This window comes from Acinetobacter legionensis (assembly GCF_057165765.1).
In genome coordinates this window covers 3,050,913-3,069,311 of sequence record NZ_CM169896.1, presented here as the reverse complement: position 1 = coordinate 3,069,311, position 18,399 = coordinate 3,050,913, and the positions used below count along the sequence as shown (strand labels likewise).

Genomic DNA, 18,399 nt, shown 5'->3' with positions numbered 1-18,399 from the left:
TTAATATGAGTACAAATTCTTTATCTCTTAAACTTAGTTGCTTGGTAGTTGCAGTTTGTACGGCTCAGAGCAGTTTTGCTGAGCAAGGCTGGTCACAAGATCGCCAATGGTTATTGGGCGATTGGAATGGACAACGCCAACAACTGGAAAAAGATGGTTATAAATTTACCGCTTCGATCATGAGTCAAGCTGCGACCAATTTAGATGGTGGCTATAACGATGACAACAGCTTTGAAAACGCAGCACAACTGGCTTTAGGCGTAAACTTTGATTTAAATAAAATTGCAGGCTGGAAAGACACCACCGCCAATATTTTAATTACCAAACGTGACGGTAACGCTTTAACTTTGGAGCGTATCAAAGACCCTCGTTCTAGCGCTTTAGGCAATTCACAAGAAATTTATGGACGCGGCAAAATTTGGCGTTTAACCCAAGCATGGGTAAAAAAAGGTTTTGCTGACAATACCATTCAATTCAAGGTTGGACGTATGGGCATGTCAGATGACTTTAATGGTTCACAATGTGAGTTCCAAAACTTATTACTTTGTGGTGGGCAACTTGGCAAATCCATTGGCTCAATTTGGTACAACTCACCCGTAGGCTTATGGGGAACCAATGTCAAATACCAATTCGCACCTGAGTGGACATTGGGTGTTGGTGTTTATGAGGTGAATCCTGACAATATTAAAACTGGCAAAAATGATGGTTTTAACTTGGATATGAATAATGTCAAAGGTGCCATTATTCCAGTAGAACTGGCATGGAGACCAAAACTAGCAGCATTTGATGGTTTAGCAGGCGAGTATAAAGTTGGTGCACTTTACTCGACCGCTGAAGCCAATGATATCGCGATCGCTGGAAAGGTACATGATAGCAAACATAGTTTTTGGATTAATGCACAACAACAACTCAGCCAAAAAGGGCAGGATCCAAAACATGGTTTGTTCCTAAGCTTTAACGCCGTTGTTAATGATAAAGCCACAACCGCAGTACAAAGTACGCAACAACTTGCGCTTTGGTATAAAGGGCCTTTTGACAGTCGTCCAAATGATTCAATTGGATTTGGTGTAGCAAACTATATAGTCAATGATCGTTATAAAAATCGCCAAATTGAAACCAATAGTAGCCGTGGCTATGACCAATACGACATGTTTGCGGCAGATTATGTGCCCGTTCAACGTGATGAACTCAATGTTGAATTGAACTACACCTACCAATGGTCACCTGCGGTCATGTTACGACCGAACCTACAATATATCCATCAGCCTGCGGGTGTAAAAGAAGTGGATGATGCATGGGTTGCAGGTTTGAGCATGCGTGTGAATTTCTAATCTAGGAGTATGACCTATGACTAAGTCTACAAGCCCTCATACCGTATTAAAAATATGGTGTTTTATATTAGGTTTGGCTTTGCTACTGACAGGGCTATTCTTTACCGTTGGCGGTGCAAAATTAGTGACACTCGGAGGATCATGGTATTTCGTGATTTCTGGTGTGTTGACGCTTGCATCAGCCATTTTTATTTTTAAGAAAAAAACACTGGGAGTCTGGCTATTTAGCTTAGTTTTTGTGGGAACCATCATTTGGTCATTGCTAGATGCGGGTTGGGAGTTTTGGCCTTTATTTTCGAGACTAATGTTTCCAGCAGGTCTCTTTGCTGCATTGATGTTTAGCCTACCCGCAATTCGTCGCTACCAGTTTCAACCGAGTGCAAGCTTACCTGCGTATGGCTTAGGGATAGTTACGGTTCTTGGTATGTTGATTGGACTTTATCAAATGTTCCAACCGCATCCAACGGTGGCGGCATCAGGTCAAGAATTGCCATTAGTTCCTGTTAAAACCGATATGAAACAAAGCAATTGGCAACACTATGGTCAGGATGCTGGGGGCAGTCGTTTTGCCGCACTCGACCAAATCACCCGCGACAATGTTCATCAATTAAAAGAAGCGTGGCGTTTTCGTACTGGTGATTTTACCACAGGCTCAGGTAATGGGGCAGAAGATCAAATGACCCCGTTACAGGTGGGTAATAAGATTTTCTTATGTACGCCACATAACAATATTTTTGCTTTAGATGCAGATTCGGGTAAACAACTGTGGAAAGCAGAGGTCAACTCGAAATCAGATGCATGGGAACGATGTCGTGGGGTTGCCTACTTCGATTCAACTCAACCTTTAAGTCAACCGACTTTGGCGGGTGCAACACCTGTCCAAGCTGTGGCAAACAATACCGCTTGCTTACGCCGTGTTTATACCAACACACCTGATGGACGCTTAATTGCGGTCAATGCAGACACAGGTGAACGTTGTAAAGATTTTGGTGTTGATGGGACGGTTGATTTACTTAAAGGTTTGGGTGAAGGAACCACCGCGCCACGTTTTGAAGTGACCTCCGCTCCGACTATTGCGGGCACAGTGATTGTGGTTGGTAGTCGTATTGCAGATAACCTTGCCGCAGATATGCCAGGTGGGGTGATTCGTGCTTATGATGTGATCACAGGTCAATTGCGCTGGGCATTTGATCCACGTAATCCTGATCCAAACTATGTGTTAAAAGAAGGTGAAACCTATAAACGCAGTTCAGCAAACTCTTGGGCTGCAATGTCATATGACCCTAAGATGAACACGGTATTTTTACCAATGGGGAGCTCTTCTGTGGATGTTTGGGGGGGCAATCGTCAACCTTTGGATCATAAATACAATTCATCTGTATTGGCTTTAGATGCAACCACAGGTAAAGAAAAGTGGGTTTATCAAACCGTTCATAATGACTTATGGGATTTTGATTTACCAATGCAACCAAGTTTGGTTGATTTCCCTGCGAAAAATGGGACTAATCAACCAGCCGTGGTGATTGGAACCAAATCTGGACAATTCTTTGTATTGGATCGCTTAACAGGTAAACCTTTAACCAAAGTGATCGAACAGTCAGTGAAGGCTGCCGATATTCCCGGTGAACAATATAGCCCGACGCAACCACGTTCAGTTGAAATGCCACAAATTGGTAATCAAACTTTGACTGAATCGGATATGTGGGGGGCTACACCATTTGACCAACTAATGTGCCGTATTGGATTTAAAACCATGCGTTATGAAGGCTTATATACAGCACCAGGTAAAGACAAATCTTTAAGCTTCCCAGGCTCTTTAGGTGGCATGAACTGGGGCAGTATCGCCTTTGATCCAAGTCATCAATACATGTTCGTCAACGACATGCGTTTAGGTTTATGGATTCAGTTGATTGAGCAGACACCTGAAGATTTAGCAATTCAGGCAAGTGGTGGCGAGAAAGTCAATACAGGCATGGGCGCTGTACCAATGAAAGGTACGCCGTATAAAGTCAATAAAGATCGTTTTTGGTCTAAGTTAAATATTCCATGTCAAAAACCACCATACGGTACTATGACCGCCATCGATATGAAAACGCGCCAGATTGCTTGGCAAGTTCCAATGGGAACGGTTGAAGATACTGGACCAATGGGCATAAAAATGGGCTTAAAGGTACCAATTGGTATGCCAACGATTGGGGGCCCAATGGCAACACAAGGTGGCTTAGTGTTCTTTGCCGCAACGCAAGATTACTACTTACGCGCGCTGGATTCATCGTCAGGTCAAGAGTTGTGGAAATCACGCTTACCAGTCGGTAGCCAAGGAACACCTATTAGCTATGTTTCACCAAAAACAGGCACACAATATGTGATGATCACTGCCGGCGGTGCTCGGCAATCTCCTGATCATGGTGACTATGTGATTGCTTATAGTTTGAAATAAGCTGCAGTAAAACGTTAAAAAACAAAACTGCAATCGTTCAACGGTTGCAGTTTTTTATGGGTTTAAAATTTAAAGAGCTTAGACATACATTTGTATACTCATCGAAATAATAATAATTTTTGACTTAAGCATCGTTGGAAGCAACAGACACCGAGTTTAGCAATTTCCTCTGTCGATAATGTAAATAGAGTTATCTACACAACATCATCAAAAAGCTCGATATCTGAGTGAATTAAACCGAGAATACAACTTCAATATTTGTTTTTTACGAATTTCGAATAACGCTTATTTTTTAAATAAATTCTGATTTTCTTGTAAAAAAAATTTAATATACACTATAAAGAAAACTTTGATCACTCAATAGGCTTTGTTGCGCAATCCTATCTCTAAAGGTTGACTCCATACTATAATTTTCAAATGAATAAGCCTCGCCCTAAAATTTACAGTACTCTTAATTGGTCTTCATACAACCAAGCTCTCATTAATCGTGGCAATATTGCCATTTGGTTTGATCCCAATACTCAGTGGTATGAACAACCGCAAGGCAAACAAGGTCGAAATCAAACCTATTCAGATATAGCGATCTAATGTTGTTTAATGATGAAATCCTTATTCCGTCTGTCTTTAGGTATGGTCACGGCTTTGTTCAAAGTCTCATTCTTCTTTGCTGATGAGATTGCTCAACAACATTGAAAAAATTTCTGTATTACAAAGCCAAAGAACTGCAACTTCTATACTTTATTCTTGAAAAAAATAGTTTCTAATATTTCAAACAGCGTTTATTTCTGTATTTAAGTCTTATTTTTAATATGAATGAGATTTTTTTCATTAAAAAAGAGCATTTGATCATTAAATGCTCATAAAAAATAAGTGAATACCAAGCTTATTTTTAAAATAAGTAATCATTAGAAGCATAAATTTATAAGGAATTCGAGAAAATTATAATAATGTATAGCAATTTAATTAGTCTTTTTTATCTGTGATAATTAATTTTAATGAAGGATTTTTATTAAAATTCAGCAATATTTAACTTAAAATAAATGGAAAGTATGAGTGAATTTTATTAATAAATTTTGATTTTTAATTTAAATGTATCTTGGGTGATTTGGCTTAATCATATGTTTTGAGTGTTATTGAGGTGGGTGATATTGTTATATTTGGTTTAAGGATAAATTTTAGAATATCTGTGTTTGTATTTTTATATAATAAAAATAGCATTTTTAATTGTGAAAAATTATTTGATTTATATTATTTTGTTTTATGAATTATTTAAGGTAAATAAATAAAATAATCATGATTCTTAATTTTTATTTGCGTGATAAGTAATTGAAATAATAGATATTGTGATATTTATTTATTTTTGCTAGGATGTTTTTTTATTTTAAACTGTTCTTTATTTATAAGTGTAAGGTGAAGATTAAAATAAATTGAAAGTGGTTTTGTAGGGGGTATTATTTTTTGTGGCTATCGATTTTAAGCGTGATATGCACGACATAATAAAACCGTCTTATCATTTTTTTTAAAAGTTGAAGAGGTTTATTGAATGAAGAAGTTAACATTGCCAGCATTAGGCACTCTAGCTTTAAGTTTAGCATGTTCAAGTGTTTTTGCAGCAGACGGAACAATTACAATTAACGGTATGATAACTGATGAAACTTGTACATTAGCGGGCTCTGGATCTGGAGTAAACGGCAGTCAAAATTTAGTTTTGACCTTAGACACTGTACTTAAGTCAACCTTTACTGCGGCCAATATGACTGCAGCGAAAAAAAACTTTAGCCTACAGTTAAAAAATGCTGCAGGTACAGGTAATTGCGACGCATCAACAAATAAAGCACTAAAAGGTTTATACCTGAGTCCAATTTCTACAGCTGACTTAGACACCACTGATAAAACTTTATTAGTGAATAAAGCAACAGAAGGTGGTGCTTCTATAGCAAATCCAGTTTATATCCAAATTTTAACAGATGCAGATATTGCTGTTAATCTTTCTGAGCCTTGGGGTGTCCAAGCTAAAAGTGCAATTACAGGGCTTGCAGCGGATGGTAGTGGTACCGCCACCATGCTTTACAAAGCACAGTATGCGAGCAAGACAGGAACTGTAAGTGGACAAAACGTGACTGCAGTTGTCAACTATACGTTGCAATACAATTAATTTTTGAATCTGTTTGCTAGAGGGGGAAATAATGCGTTACCTAAAAATTGCTGGATTCATTTACTTGATGATGTCATTTGCTTATGCCGGTGTCTCAATAGATGGTACTCGCATCATTTTCCCAGCTGAATCCAAAAGTGTAAATGTCCAGCTCCGAAATGCCTTTGACACTCCATCACTTGTACAAGTGTGGATAGATAAAGGGGATTCAGAAAAGATTCCCAAGGCAAGTGAAGTTCCTTTTATTCTAAATCCGCCATTGACTCGAGTTGAAGCACGAAAAGGTCAGATTATTCGAGTTATTCCTTTGGATATTAAAAAATTACCGCAGGATCGTGAATCTATTTTTTGGTTCAATATGATGGATATTCCACCAGATGATCCAGCACTGAAAGATAAAAACTATTTATCTTTTACAGTAAGAACGCGGATAAAACTATTTTACCGACCTAGTGAGTTAGCCATGACAGCATTTTTGGCACAGCAAAGCGTGCAGTTTAAATATGATCAAGGTGCTCAAAACGTAAGTATGAATAATCCAACACCTTATTATCTGACCGTGGTTCAAATTGAAAGTGGTAAAAACCAGGCATTTAGCTCAGCAGACCAAGCCATTATGTTGGCACCTTTTACTCATGTAATTCTGAAAGATTTTAAACTGGATACCTCAACTAAAAAAATCGTTTACGAGGTGCTTAATGATTTAGGTACATTACAAACATACGAAACAACAATCCAATAAATTTATTATTAAGACATTTTTTAATAATTTCACTAAGAATTTGAAAAATAGCTTTGAAGTTCTGTTGCCTTTTTTATAGGGCGCTAGCAATAAAACAGTAATGATGAGCAGGTTATTACTATGCTGAATTTTAAAAAGTCTGAACTTTTTTTAATGTTGATGTCAACTGTTACTGTTCAGACTTCAGCGGAAGACGTGCAATTTTCTCATGCTGATACAAATACAGATGGTCATTTAATTACCCAAGATAATAGTCAGCTTATTGCTCAGAACTATAATGAATTAACGGCTAGTAATAATGACTTTACTACGTTTAATGCAGCCTCATTGTTTGGTGAGCAAACCAATGTAGATTTAAGTGGTTTCACCTCTCGAAACTTTGTAGCGCCTGGTCAGTATTTGGTTCATTTGTCAGTAAATGGTGAATCTTTGGACACTGTAAATGTGCATTTTGATCACTTGGATGGACAGAAATCGGCAGTATTATGTTTATCACCAGACTTGCTTGATCGTTTGGATTTAAAAGATAACTTCCGTGCAACGTTGCCGAATAAACCCTGTTTGACCATGAAAACATTGGATGCCGATGCCTACAAAGATTTTAATCTTGCAGAATTAAAACTGGCTTTATCTATTCCTCAGGCTTTACGTGAGGAACGTCCAGAAGGTTATATCAATCCTAAATTATTTAATAATGGTGTTAACTCTGGTTTTATTGGCTATGCGTTTAACTACAATCGTGATGAAGATCAAGAAAGTAAATATTTAGGCTTAAATGGCGGTTTAAATTTAGCGGGTTGGTTTTATCGTCACTCAGGTGCTTTTGAGTCAAAAAACTCAGGTTTGGGCCAATACCATTCAGATCAAAATATTCTCTACCGCGATATTACTCCAATAAACTCACGTTTGAGTGTGGGGCAATTTAATACCATGACGTATCGTCTGGATAACTTGCCGATCGTCGGTGCTCAAATCAGCTCTGAACAAGACATGTTGCCATGGGCTTATCGTCAGTATGCACCTGTGATTGAAAACTTCGCCTACACCAATGCGGTGGTGAGGATATTTCAAAATGCACAGAAAATTTATGAGCGTACAGTCCCACGTGGCGCATTTAAGATTAATGATCTCAATGCTGCAAACGGTGATTTAACTGTTGAAATCACCGAAACAGGAGGAGAAAAGAGGACATTTATTGTGTCTCTGCAAAGTAATCAAGACTTAGTTCGCCAAGGACGTTATAACTACAGCGTTGCGGGTGGTCGTTATCGTACTCGAACAGAAATCACCGATGATAAATTATTCCAAGGTAGTTTTAATTATGGTTTGACTAATAGTTTGACCCTCGGTGCTGGTTTAAATATCAGTAATGGCTATGCCAGCGGCTTGGGGATGTTGGCATTAAATATCCCTATTGGTGGTGTGACTACGATCATTGAGCATACAAACTCAGAGCTATTTGGTAAAAGTTACCAAGGGACGAAATATGCCTTAAATTATCGTTATGCATGGATTCCTCAAAGTTTATATTTATATGCAGATTATGCCAAATATAATCGTGATTACATGAGTATTTCTTCACACCTCTATCAGCGTAATCGAACTATACTAACTGAAAGTGAATATGATAACTTTTTATATAACTATAATTTAAAAGAAAATATCGGCATCAGTATTTCTAAATCCTTAGCGGATACTCGGTGGGGAAATATAAACCTGAGTGCGCGTAGAAACACCTATTGGGATGATAACCAGGATTATTACCAATATAACCTAAGTTATGGTAATAATTGGAAAAAAGCCAGCTACAATATTGGCTTAAGCCGTACCGATTACACTAATCGTGAGCATGAACGCAGCACCACCGCTTTTTTTTCTATCTCGATTCCACTGGAATGGCGTAAACAGAAGATGTATGCAAGTTCTAGTGTACAGCGTAACGAAAATGATCAAGTCACTTCAAATGCAAGTTTGTCTGGTATAGCAGGTGCCAATAATGAGATTACATTTGGTTTAGGTGTTTCCGATGCACAGAACAATACCCGTTATAATGGCAATATTAGTTACCTCTTGCCTATGATGAATGTTGGGTCAACGATCTCGTCTGATTCACATAGCATACAGTACTCATTGTCAACACTGGGTGCAGTGGTTGGACATCGTTATGGCTTAACCCCTGTTAACAGCTTGCCAGAAACATACACCATCATCCATGCTAAAAATGGCAAGGGTGCCAATGTGGAAAATGCATGGGGCGTAAAAGTCGATCGCTTTGGTAACGCTATCTACCCATTTAACTCCGCCTATAGCAAAAATACCATTACTTTGGATCCGAAGAATTTACCTACAAACGTGACATTGGAATCCAATCAGAGCGATGTAATTCCGCGTAAATACAGTTCGCAGTTGGTTGAATTTAAAGCCAACAAATCCAGTAATTTACTATTGCGTATCCATTCAACGCAGCGGCAAGATTTGCCAATGGGCAGTCAGTTTAAAGATAGCGAGAATAATACAATTGGAATTCTTGGGGCAGGCAATCAAGTGATTGTTAACAAAGAACAGCCATTAATGAATACCAGTCGTGTGATCTGGGGTAGCAGTGAAAATGAAAGTTGTCAGATTGCACCGATTTCTAAACAGCAACTCGAACAAAAAACCACAGTGAACTTCAATATTGTTGATGTGGAGTGTAAATAAATTATGAATAAGCTTTTTTGGTTCTCTGTTCCATTATTATTTACATTATCACAGTCTGTACTTGCGACTATTGCGGACTGTAACACATCTAGTTCAGTGACTTTTAATCGAGTGGTTGGGACAATTAGTAATTTTCCTTATGATCAGGCCATTAATAGTTTAGATTCGGAATCTATGTTACTGAGTTGCACTCCATCTGTGGCGGTACGTTCTACATTTGCTGCTATAACAGGCAGGACAGATTTGGTGGGCAACAGTCCTTTTTCAGTTGGACCCGATATTAAAATTATAGGTTCAATTACAGATCCTACAGCTTTAGCAGCAGCCAAGATTTGGTTAATGAATAATTTAAAAATTTCTTTTAATTTGCATGATGGTAATCATAGCCCTCCAATGATTCAAAATATATTATCTATGAATACTGATTATAATATTTTACCCAATACTGGTTTAGGTACACCTGTGACAATTGCAGGTGAATCTTATTTTAGAGGATCAACAAATGCTGGAACAGCGATTGCTGCTGTAAGATCCTCAATATTCAATTTTAAATTACTTTCGACTTATAAACCTTCTGCTGCAGTGATTGATGCTTTGAATAATGCTATAGTTCAAATTCATTTGGGTACAATCAGCTATAAGTTTGATGATTATAATGGATCAACAATCAAGCCAAGTGGGGTCCCTAAAACAGGAACAACAGAAGTATATGTAAACCTAAGGATGAGCTTTACACTCCCGACTTGTACAATGTCGAATCAAATCGTAAATTTAGCGACTGTACCCACCAGCATATTAAGCAGTAATCAAACTGCCAATGAAAAGAATTTTAATGTCAGCATAAACTGTACGACTACAATGCCTAATAAAATATTATTGGCAATGATTACAGATAGCTATACACCAAATAATATAAATAATAAGGGTATTTTAAAAAACCATCCTGCTTTAGCAAACCGCAGTAATGTGGATGTGCAATTACGAGATGCGACTGACACACCAATGGCGATTGGTAGCCAAAGTTCTTTTTACATAGTACCCACAGGCTCTACTTCGACCACTTTTACCAAAGCGCTAAAAGCGAGATATTTCCGTTCAGCAAGCATAGCGACACCAGGTCTAGTACAAGCCCAAGCGACAGTATTTATAGATTACAAATAATTTAAACTTATGTAATAAAAAAGTATTGGGCTTAATATTGAAAATCATATTTCAATATTAGGTTTTGATATTCCAGAGGAAAATTAATTTAAAACTGATTTATTTAAAATATTATATATATTTAGATTGCTTGCCATTTTAAAAGCTAAATCTATTAAACAAGTTTTGTTGGGTGCATTGCATTTCTTTAATTAACCAATCTCTAAAAACAATTTTTCGATGATCTTCTTCAATCGGTGTGGAGGAGAGTAGGTAGTATGCTGAATCATCTAAATCTAGATATTTTTCGACTTGAATAAAATCATGTTCCAGTTCATGTTCAACCATAAAACCCGATACGATAGTTTGCCCCAAGCCAGATAAACAGGCTTCGATACATAAGTAGAAATGGTCCAGCTCAATCGTATTAAGCTTTGAAATTTCAGGATGTGCTTTGAATAAATAGTTTTTAAATTTTGGTCTTGAGGTACTTAAGATTAAATTAGAGGCGTTCTGTTGGTTGGAATTTACTAAAAACATAAATTCATCTGCAATTTTCTCGCTAAAAAGATGATTTGCCCATACAAAATCATTTCTTCGTATGGCAAGGTCTATATTTTGATTTTGAAAATCTAAGTGACCACCACCAGTTAAAAGTGTGATGCCAAAACCAAGGTCTAACTCATTAAATTTCATCATTCTTGGAATTAACCATTTCATTGAAATCGTTGCCTCACAAGACACTGTTAAGTTGTTGTTTTTATATTTTTGTTGGCGAATACCGATAATACAATTGTCGAGTTGATTAAATACATTTTGACAGCAATCTAACAAAACCTTGCCTTCAGCGGTAAGAATCAAAGACTTATTTTTTCTTTCAAATAAAGTAATATTTAACAACTCTTCTAAATTTTTAATTTGTCGACTTACAGCACTTTGTGTCACATACAATCGTTCAGCAGCGATCGTGACACTTCCTTCGATAGCAACATAATAAAAAAACTTTAGTGAATTAAGTGATAACCTCTCTATCATACTAAAAACCCTGGTAAACCATATTGAATTGAAGGTTGTAAATAGATATTAATTCTTTATTACATAAACTAATTCATATTATTACTTTATGTGATAATTATCAATATATTTGCGTGTTAAGAAAGTAAAATAAAATTAACTCAATTTTTGCTATAACATACACATTTTCCATACATGTTATATAAAAATAGTGCAGGTAAATATTTTAATTGAACTTCAGCTTGATCAATAAAATAGATATCTTGATTTTTTTTGTCTATAATAGTGAGAAAATTATTCTGTCGGTCTAAAGTAGTTCCACTTATTGTTTTTAATGTATTATCAAAATTCTTGTTGAAAAACCTAATATTGAAAAAGACTTCTGTTCCGGCTTTGATTTGCAACTTTGATATGCTTTTTAATAAACCGCAGTGTTTTCAGGTCCATTTTCTTGTTTTAAATGATATTTCTGGTTTAAACATTTGGTTCCTCTTTTAGTATATTGTGCTTGATTTGAAATCAGAAAAAATAAATTTTCATTATTTTTTTTTGGAGTGTTCTATAACATTATTAAAGTCATATGAATGAATATATTTTTCCAAGTATTGTTGAGTTTTATGTAATTCCTCAATGAGCCAATTTTTAAATACAATTTTGCGATAATCTTCTTCAAATGGAGAGGAAGATAGAAGATAATAAGATGAATTATCATAAAATGGTGCAATAATAGGTTGAAGTTTATTATGCTTTAATTCATTTTCGATCATAAAGCCGGAAGCAAAAGTTACTCCTAAACCAGATAAGCATGCTTCGATACATAAATAAAAATGGTCAAGTTGTTTATATTTGAGATGATTTATTCTATCTTTAATTTGATTCATTTTTAGCAAACTTCCCCAAAACTTTGGTCTTGATGAAGAAATTAATAAATTATCTCCAATATGATTAGGATTTTGAATAAAGAACATTATTTCATTGACCAATTTAATGCTATAAATATGTTCTTTCCAATGAAAATCATCTCGACAAATTGTGATATCAGTAGTATTTAAATCGTATAATTTGTTATTGGTTATAATTTTGATTTTAAATGATTTATCTAGATTATTGAAGCTTTTTAAACGAGGGATTAGCCACTTCATACACAGCGTGGATTCACATGAAATAACCAGATCATTTAATTCTGTATCTCTATTGTTTAGTTTGATGAGGCATTTATCTATTTCATGAAAAATATTTTGGCAACAGTTAAGTAATAATAAACCTTCATTGGTGATTTCAATCTTTTTCCCTTTGCGTATAAAAAGCACCGTATTTAAATTATCTTCTAAATTCTTAATTTGACGACTGACTGCACCATGAGTAACATTCAACTTTTTTGAAGCAATTGTTAAACTTTCGTAAATTGCTGCATAATAAAAAAACTTAAAAGAATTTAAGGAAATTCTTTTTTTTAGCATAAAAGTTTCTCATATTTAAATTAAATAAGCTTGATTGTGATCACTAAGACCGATCTTAAATAATATATAGTGAAGATATACTTAGCAATAAAAATAATTTGATAATTAATCATGTGTAGTTGTGATAAAAAGTAATGGATAATTTTTTGATAAATCTAATCCAAAACATTTACTAAAATTATAATTTTTTTAAGAAATTTTAAATTTTATATTATGCGAATAAATTTTTCATATTTTTTGAATTGTAAGTGAGGTTTTTAGTAAATCTTTCATTTTAACATGAATTATTTAAATAGTTGTGGAAGTGTGAAATGTAATCTAAATATTGTAAAAATTTTTTTATTTTTTAAATTGTTTTTTTGGGTTTCTTAAATTTTATAATTTATTTTTATTGATTAATGTGGTTCAAAAGTAGTTTGAAATATTGATGGTTTTTGTGATGGGGTGAAGTAATTTATTTATTTGAATGATCTTACTATTTTTTTATTTTAATGTGGTTGAATTTTATTCTTGATGATTTATGAAATTAAAATTGATTCATCGTAACTATTTATTTTTATAAATGACTAAATTAGAAAGATGTATTGAAGTTAACATAAACCATAACTTTTTATGACGGTCTTGCGATGAAAATTAGATTTTTTATTGTGATTATTAATGGCGGAATACGTTACTTTCAACATGACATTACTCAATGTAGCTTATAGGCTAAGTGTTGATAATGAGGATCAAGTTATTGATTTAAATCCGCACTGTACAACGAGTTTAGCGACTGATATTGAAAAATTAACGGCTATATCATTCAATATTTAATTGCTTGATTGTGATGCTTTAAATATAACTAGCGGTATTTCTTTTGCATTCATTGGTTGAATAGTAAGTACAAACAGTAAATGCTTGGCAGTAAATGGTGATGTTGGTAATGGATCTGCTACAACAAATGCGGGTATAGAAATCTCTGATCCTGATTCTAAAATTTTAACTGTTGAGGGGAGTAATCATTCTACTGAAAAGCACTCAATGAGGGTACAAATACATGACAGCGCCTTATAACAATAGGTGTTTCTACAGTCTGTAAAGCTAATGATGATGTAACTTTGAGATCAGTGATAACTCAAGATAAATTAAAATTTTAATTTGGATTTATCATAAAAATGTGTTGATTTCCTATGAGTAAATAATTATCTGTGTAGTGGGTATGTTTTGGTCTATGAATAGCTATGCAGACAATTATGTATTTGTCGGCATAGCCCATTTTAATAGCAGCTTGGTGATTTCAAGTTGTGTATTTGCTTAGCCAGTAAATTTCAAACATATAGCCTGTTTAGATGCAAATGCACGTTTGCAATTGAATATTTCAAACAGCATTTCAATAAATATTATGATTGTAAGCTTAGTTTAACATTGACCTATCGTTGCAACAGATAACCAACCTACAGCTCGAACTTTTCGAGCAAGAAGCTTTCTACGGATTAATCTTGATTAGGAGTCTAGAATGAAATTGATAACTAAGGCGTTGGTTAAAGTTGCATTTGTTAGGGATTAATGTGTTTAGTTATAGCTAGACAAAGCAGTACTACTTTAGGGATATAAAATATTAGCTTAAACCGCTGTAAATTAAGCGTAATACAAACGATGTTTTTGCTGAACATGTATATGATGCAACAGGGGAATGAGTATAATTGTTGTAGCTAAAAGAAATGTCCCAAATAGACTATAAAATAAGATACGGAATTGCTTGACCTTACAATTATGGAAACTTTTATCATGGCGTTACCATTTAATGTAGGAGTCTAGCATGGAATTTTATATCGCAAACATGACTTGTGGTGCTTGCGCGCGTCGTATCACTAAAGCAATTCAGTCTTTAGATACTAAGGCGGAAGTTATCGCAGATCCACCTAGTCGCAGCCTCAAAGTGAAAACCAGTGTTTCTGAAGATGATTTAAGAGACAACTTAACCGCAGTGGGTTATCCCCCACGCTGAAGGCTATATGATAAAAAAGCGACCAAATGGGTCGCTTTTTTATTTGAGTAGTCATTCTTAGAGCTAAGCATTCAATCTTTTTTTACTTTTTGTTGAGCAAGGGGTGAAAAAGATAAAGAATCATTTTGATGATAGGTTTCTTCTAATGCAATTTTTTGCTGTTGCAATCCATCGAGAATAGGACAATTCGGTCGTTCATCACCAGCACAACAATTAATCAAATCTTGTAAAGTGTTGGTCATTTTCTGTAGTTCTTGAATCCGAATTTCTAACTTCTCGATATGTGAGAGTGCCATTTGTTTGACATCTGCGCTTTGTCGATTCTTATTGTTCCATAAATCCAGCAGATCTGCGATTTCTGCAACTGAAAATCCAAGCGATCTTGAACTTCGAATGAATTTTAAGCGTTCAGCATCCTGAGTTGTATATGAGCGGTAACCTGCATTACTTCGACCCACTATAGGAATAAGACCAATTTGTTCATAATATCGAATCATTTTGGCTGATATCCCCACACTTTGAGACAGTTTTCCAATATTCATTAAGATTTCTCTCTACAAGCTTCTACTCGAAAGTAGAAGCGGGTTGAAAGCGACGTAAACGTAAGGCATTCGCCAAAACAAATACACTGGATAAGGCCATTGCGCCTGCTGCAAATATCGGAGAAAGCAGAATGCCATAAGCAGGGTACAATAATCCAGCAGCCACTGGAATCAGCAGGGTATTGTAAGCAAACGCCCAGAACAAATTCTGCTGAATATTGCCGATGGTTGCTTTTGATAAGGCAATTGCGTTAGCGACACCTTGTAAATTACCTGACATCAGCACAACATCTGCCGACTCAATTGCAACATCCGTACCTGTACCAATGGCCAGCCCCACATCTGCTTCAGCCAAAGCAGGCGCATCATTGATACCATCACCGACAAATGCAATATTGCCATATTTTGCTTTCAATGTTTGAACTGCTTTTACTTTGCCTTGAGGGAGTACTTCGGCAATGACTTCATCAATACCTAATTGCTGAGCAATAGCTTGTGCTGTACGCGCATTATCTCCCGTAACCATTGCCACTTTTAGACCGAGTTGATGCAACGCTTTAATCGCAGATGGTGTTGTAGATTTAATTGGGTCTGCAACAGCAATAATTGCTGCGAGTTTGCCTTGAATTGCAACATATAATGGTGATTTACCTTCGTCACCCAAACGTTGAGCTGCATTGGTAAATGGTAAGATATCAATATTGAGTTGCAACATATAGCGGTCTGCACCAATATGAATATCTTCATTTTCATTGATCTGAGCATAAACCCCCATACCAGTTACAGAATCAAATTGTTCTACTTTTGGCAAAGTGAGGTTTTCTTTGATTGCTGCATCTACGATGGCTTTCGCAATTGGGTGCTCTGAAAGAGATTCAACAGCTGCAACTCGACTCAATACGTAATCACGTTCAAATGATTCAGTAACTTCAAAATCAGTGAGTACAGGATGACCTTCTGTCAATGTTCCTGTTTTGTCTACCGCAACGACTTTGGCATTTTTGAGTAACTGTAATGCTTCACCTTTACGGAACAATACCCCTAACTCTGCACCACGACCTGTTCCGACCATAATCGAGGTTGGCGTTGCTAGACCCATGGCACAAGGACAAGCAATAATAAGGACAGCTACCGCGTTCACTAAAGCGAAGGTTAAAGCAGGAGAAGGACCGAAAATCAACCAGATCAAGAATGTCAGTACAGCAGCCACCATTACTGCTGGGACAAACCATAAGGTGATTTTATCAACCACAGCTTGAATTGGCATTTTGGAGCCTTGCGCTTGCTCAACTAAACGAATAATTTGTGCGAGCATGGTTTCGCCACCGACCGCAACTGCGGTAAAGCTTAGGGTCCCATTTTGATTTATAGTACCACCGACTACATCACTGTCGATGTTCTTCTCAACAGGTATAGGCTCACCAGTAATCATAGATTCATCAACAAAGCTTCTGCCTTCAATGACTCGTCCATCAACGGGAACACGCTCACCTGGTTTTACAATGATAAAGTCACCAGCAACAACTTCATCAATCGGTATGTCGATGATTTGGTTGTGACGAGAAACGTGAGCAACTTTGGCTTGTAGGCTGACTAAACGCTGAATGGCTTCTGACGTTCGACCTTTGGCTTTGGCTTCAAGAAAACGACCTAATAGGATTAAAGCCACAATCACAGCAGCAGCTTCATAATAAACGTTCACTGTACCAGCAGGTAAGACGTTTGGTATAAATGTTGCGACAATTGAAAATAAATAAGCAGCCAATGTTCCAACTGCAACCAAAGAGTTCATATCTGGTGCTAAACGTAATAAAGCAGGTAAACCATGTATATAAAATCTTCGTCCAGGAATTACTAGAACCAATGTGGTGAGAATAAATTGTAAATACCAACTATTTTGTACACCAATCGTCTGAGCAATTAGATGATGCATGCCCGGAATAAGATGCGAACCCATTTCTAATATAAAAACAGGTAAGGCAAAGATAGTAGCAAGTGTCAGATCACGCTTTAATTCAGCGCGTTCTTGATCTTTTTTTTCTAAGTGTTCTGCTTGATTTGGAATAGCCGTTTGAATTTCTTTCGCATCATAACCTGCCTTATCCACGGCTGAGATTAATGCTGCTACATTGGTTGTTCCGAAAATGGTGGCACGTTCAGTGGCAAGATTGACATTGGCCTCTTTTACGCCGGGTACATTTTTAAGAGCTTTCTCAACCCGGCTGACACATGAGGCGCAGGTCATGCCATCAATTGACAACTCTGTGGTTACATTAGCCACTTCATATCCAGCATGTTCAACGGCTTTGATCAAGGCATCACGGTCGATAGGAGTATTGGAGGTGATATCGGCACGTTCAGTGGCTAGATTAACCGATGCATTGGTTACACCATTGACTTTTTTAAGTGCTGTTTCTATTCGACTTACACAACTAGCACAGCTCATTCCCTTGATTTGTAAACTACTTTTTAAACCGGAAACACGATCAGTTGATCTATTTTCCATAAGTCACACCTATAAGTCTTATATCATGATCTAAATCCTAAACTCTTACATAATGTTAAGGTCAAGTAAAACAGTTCAATTTTTTATAAAATATTGTTGCAATTATAAATTTGGTTTGCAAACCTATCCTAAGACGATATTCTTCTGAACATAATTCACCTTTAACCCTTTATTCTTAATCATAGTTCATTATTGTTTTATCTATTAGGCCTCTTGCGTGAGTCAAAAATCATCATTTTAGATTAATCCTGATAATGACAAGCATATAAATTAACCTGTTTTTTGCTTTGTATAATCACGCATAGTCGTTTTATCATGAAGTGATATTGGCTATCACCGTTCGGCGAAAGTACACGATGTAATTCTCACTCAATAGAGGGTT

11 protein-coding genes and 1 pseudogene are annotated in these 18,399 nt (G+C 36.1%); 8 read left to right on the top strand and 4 right to left on the bottom strand.

Features of this window, described 5'->3' with window-relative positions; all coding sequences use genetic code 11:
* Positions 1–5: 5 nt before the first annotated feature.
* From AC2G3J_RS14015 to AC2G3J_RS13985, 7 genes and pseudogenes are all read left to right on the top strand, one after another.
* A complete protein-coding gene (locus AC2G3J_RS14015; RefSeq protein ID WP_483770154.1) occupies positions 6–1,331 on the top strand; it encodes a carbohydrate porin in 1,326 nt (441 codons plus the stop codon).
* Positions 1,332–1,347: 16 nt separating this feature from the next.
* Complete coding sequence (locus AC2G3J_RS14010) at positions 1,348–3,771, top strand: glucose/quinate/shikimate family membrane-bound PQQ-dependent dehydrogenase (RefSeq protein ID WP_483770153.1); 2,424 nt, start codon at positions 1,348–1,350, stop codon at positions 3,769–3,771.
* Between the two features lie 417 nt (positions 3,772–4,188).
* Positions 4,189–4,439: pseudogene (locus AC2G3J_RS14005) on the top strand (transposase); the annotation flags it as partial.
* An 875-nt stretch (positions 4,440–5,314) separates the two neighbouring features.
* Positions 5,315–5,926 (top strand): fimbrial protein, encoded by a 612-nt coding sequence (locus tag AC2G3J_RS14000; RefSeq protein WP_419360894.1) that lies wholly within the window; start codon positions 5,315–5,317, stop codon positions 5,924–5,926.
* Positions 5,927–5,957: 31 nt separating this feature from the next.
* The gene (locus tag AC2G3J_RS13995; RefSeq protein WP_483770152.1) at positions 5,958–6,668 is read left to right on the top strand and encodes a fimbrial biogenesis chaperone; all 711 of its coding nucleotides are present in this window, start codon (positions 5,958–5,960) and stop codon (positions 6,666–6,668) included.
* A 120-nt stretch (positions 6,669–6,788) separates the two neighbouring features.
* On the top strand, positions 6,789–9,368 hold the full coding sequence (locus AC2G3J_RS13990; RefSeq protein ID WP_483770151.1) for a fimbria/pilus outer membrane usher protein: 2,580 nt from the start codon (positions 6,789–6,791) through the stop codon (positions 9,366–9,368).
* Between the two features lie 3 nt (positions 9,369–9,371).
* On the top strand, positions 9,372–10,529 hold the full coding sequence (locus AC2G3J_RS13985) for a fimbrial protein (protein ID WP_483770150.1): 1,158 nt from the start codon (positions 9,372–9,374) through the stop codon (positions 10,527–10,529).
* Between the two features lie 138 nt (positions 10,530–10,667).
* Here the strand turns inward: AC2G3J_RS13985 and AC2G3J_RS13980 are convergent, their stop codons facing one another.
* Both AC2G3J_RS13980 and AC2G3J_RS13975 read right to left on the bottom strand, forming a co-directional pair.
* On the bottom strand, positions 10,668–11,543 hold the full coding sequence (locus tag AC2G3J_RS13980; protein WP_419360890.1) for a LysR family transcriptional regulator: 876 nt from the start codon (positions 11,541–11,543) through the stop codon (positions 10,668–10,670).
* A 518-nt stretch (positions 11,544–12,061) separates the two neighbouring features.
* A complete protein-coding gene (locus AC2G3J_RS13975) occupies positions 12,062–12,982 on the bottom strand; it encodes a LysR family transcriptional regulator (protein WP_483770149.1) in 921 nt (306 codons plus the stop codon).
* A 1,798-nt stretch (positions 12,983–14,780) separates the two neighbouring features.
* Here AC2G3J_RS13975 and AC2G3J_RS13970 point away from each other — a divergent pair.
* Complete coding sequence (locus AC2G3J_RS13970; protein ID WP_483770148.1) at positions 14,781–14,969, top strand: heavy-metal-associated domain-containing protein; 189 nt, start codon at positions 14,781–14,783, stop codon at positions 14,967–14,969.
* A gap of 71 nt (positions 14,970–15,040) precedes the next feature.
* On the opposite strand, the gene cueR is transcribed toward AC2G3J_RS13970, so the two are convergent.
* Both cueR and AC2G3J_RS13960 read right to left on the bottom strand, forming a co-directional pair.
* Entirely contained in the window at positions 15,041–15,511 is a 471-nt protein-coding gene (gene cueR, locus AC2G3J_RS13965) for a Cu(I)-responsive transcriptional regulator (protein ID WP_336953942.1), read from the bottom strand.
* Positions 15,512–15,533: 22 nt separating this feature from the next.
* A complete protein-coding gene (locus AC2G3J_RS13960) occupies positions 15,534–18,017 on the bottom strand; it encodes a heavy metal translocating P-type ATPase (protein WP_483770147.1) in 2,484 nt (827 codons plus the stop codon).
* Positions 18,018–18,399: the final 382 nt, after the last annotated feature.

Bases quoted from the DNA above. Each gene is read 5' to 3' on its own strand.
- AC2G3J_RS13995 (WP_483770152.1), top strand. From the start codon at position 5,958: ATGCGTTACCTAAAAATTGCTGGATTCATTTACTTGATGATGTCATTT.
- AC2G3J_RS13985 (WP_483770150.1), top strand. From the start codon at position 9,372: ATGAATAAGCTTTTTTGGTTCTCTGTTCCATTATTATTTACATTATCA.
- AC2G3J_RS13990 (WP_483770151.1), top strand. From the start codon at position 6,789: ATGCTGAATTTTAAAAAGTCTGAACTTTTTTTAATGTTGATGTCAACT.
- AC2G3J_RS14015 (WP_483770154.1), top strand. From the start codon at position 6: ATGAGTACAAATTCTTTATCTCTTAAACTTAGTTGCTTGGTAGTTGCA.
- AC2G3J_RS13970 (WP_483770148.1), top strand. From the start codon at position 14,781: ATGGAATTTTATATCGCAAACATGACTTGTGGTGCTTGCGCGCGTCGT.
- AC2G3J_RS14010 (WP_483770153.1), top strand. From the start codon at position 1,348: ATGACTAAGTCTACAAGCCCTCATACCGTATTAAAAATATGGTGTTTT.
- cueR (WP_336953942.1), bottom strand. From the start codon at position 15,511: ATGAATATTGGAAAACTGTCTCAAAGTGTGGGGATATCAGCCAAAATG.
- AC2G3J_RS13975 (WP_483770149.1), bottom strand. From the start codon at position 12,982: ATGCTAAAAAAAAGAATTTCCTTAAATTCTTTTAAGTTTTTTTATTAT.
- AC2G3J_RS13960 (WP_483770147.1), bottom strand. From the start codon at position 18,017: ATGGAAAATAGATCAACTGATCGTGTTTCCGGTTTAAAAAGTAGTTTA.
- AC2G3J_RS13980 (WP_419360890.1), bottom strand. From the start codon at position 11,543: ATGATAGAGAGGTTATCACTTAATTCACTAAAGTTTTTTTATTATGTT.
- AC2G3J_RS14000 (WP_419360894.1), top strand. From the start codon at position 5,315: ATGAAGAAGTTAACATTGCCAGCATTAGGCACTCTAGCTTTAAGTTTA.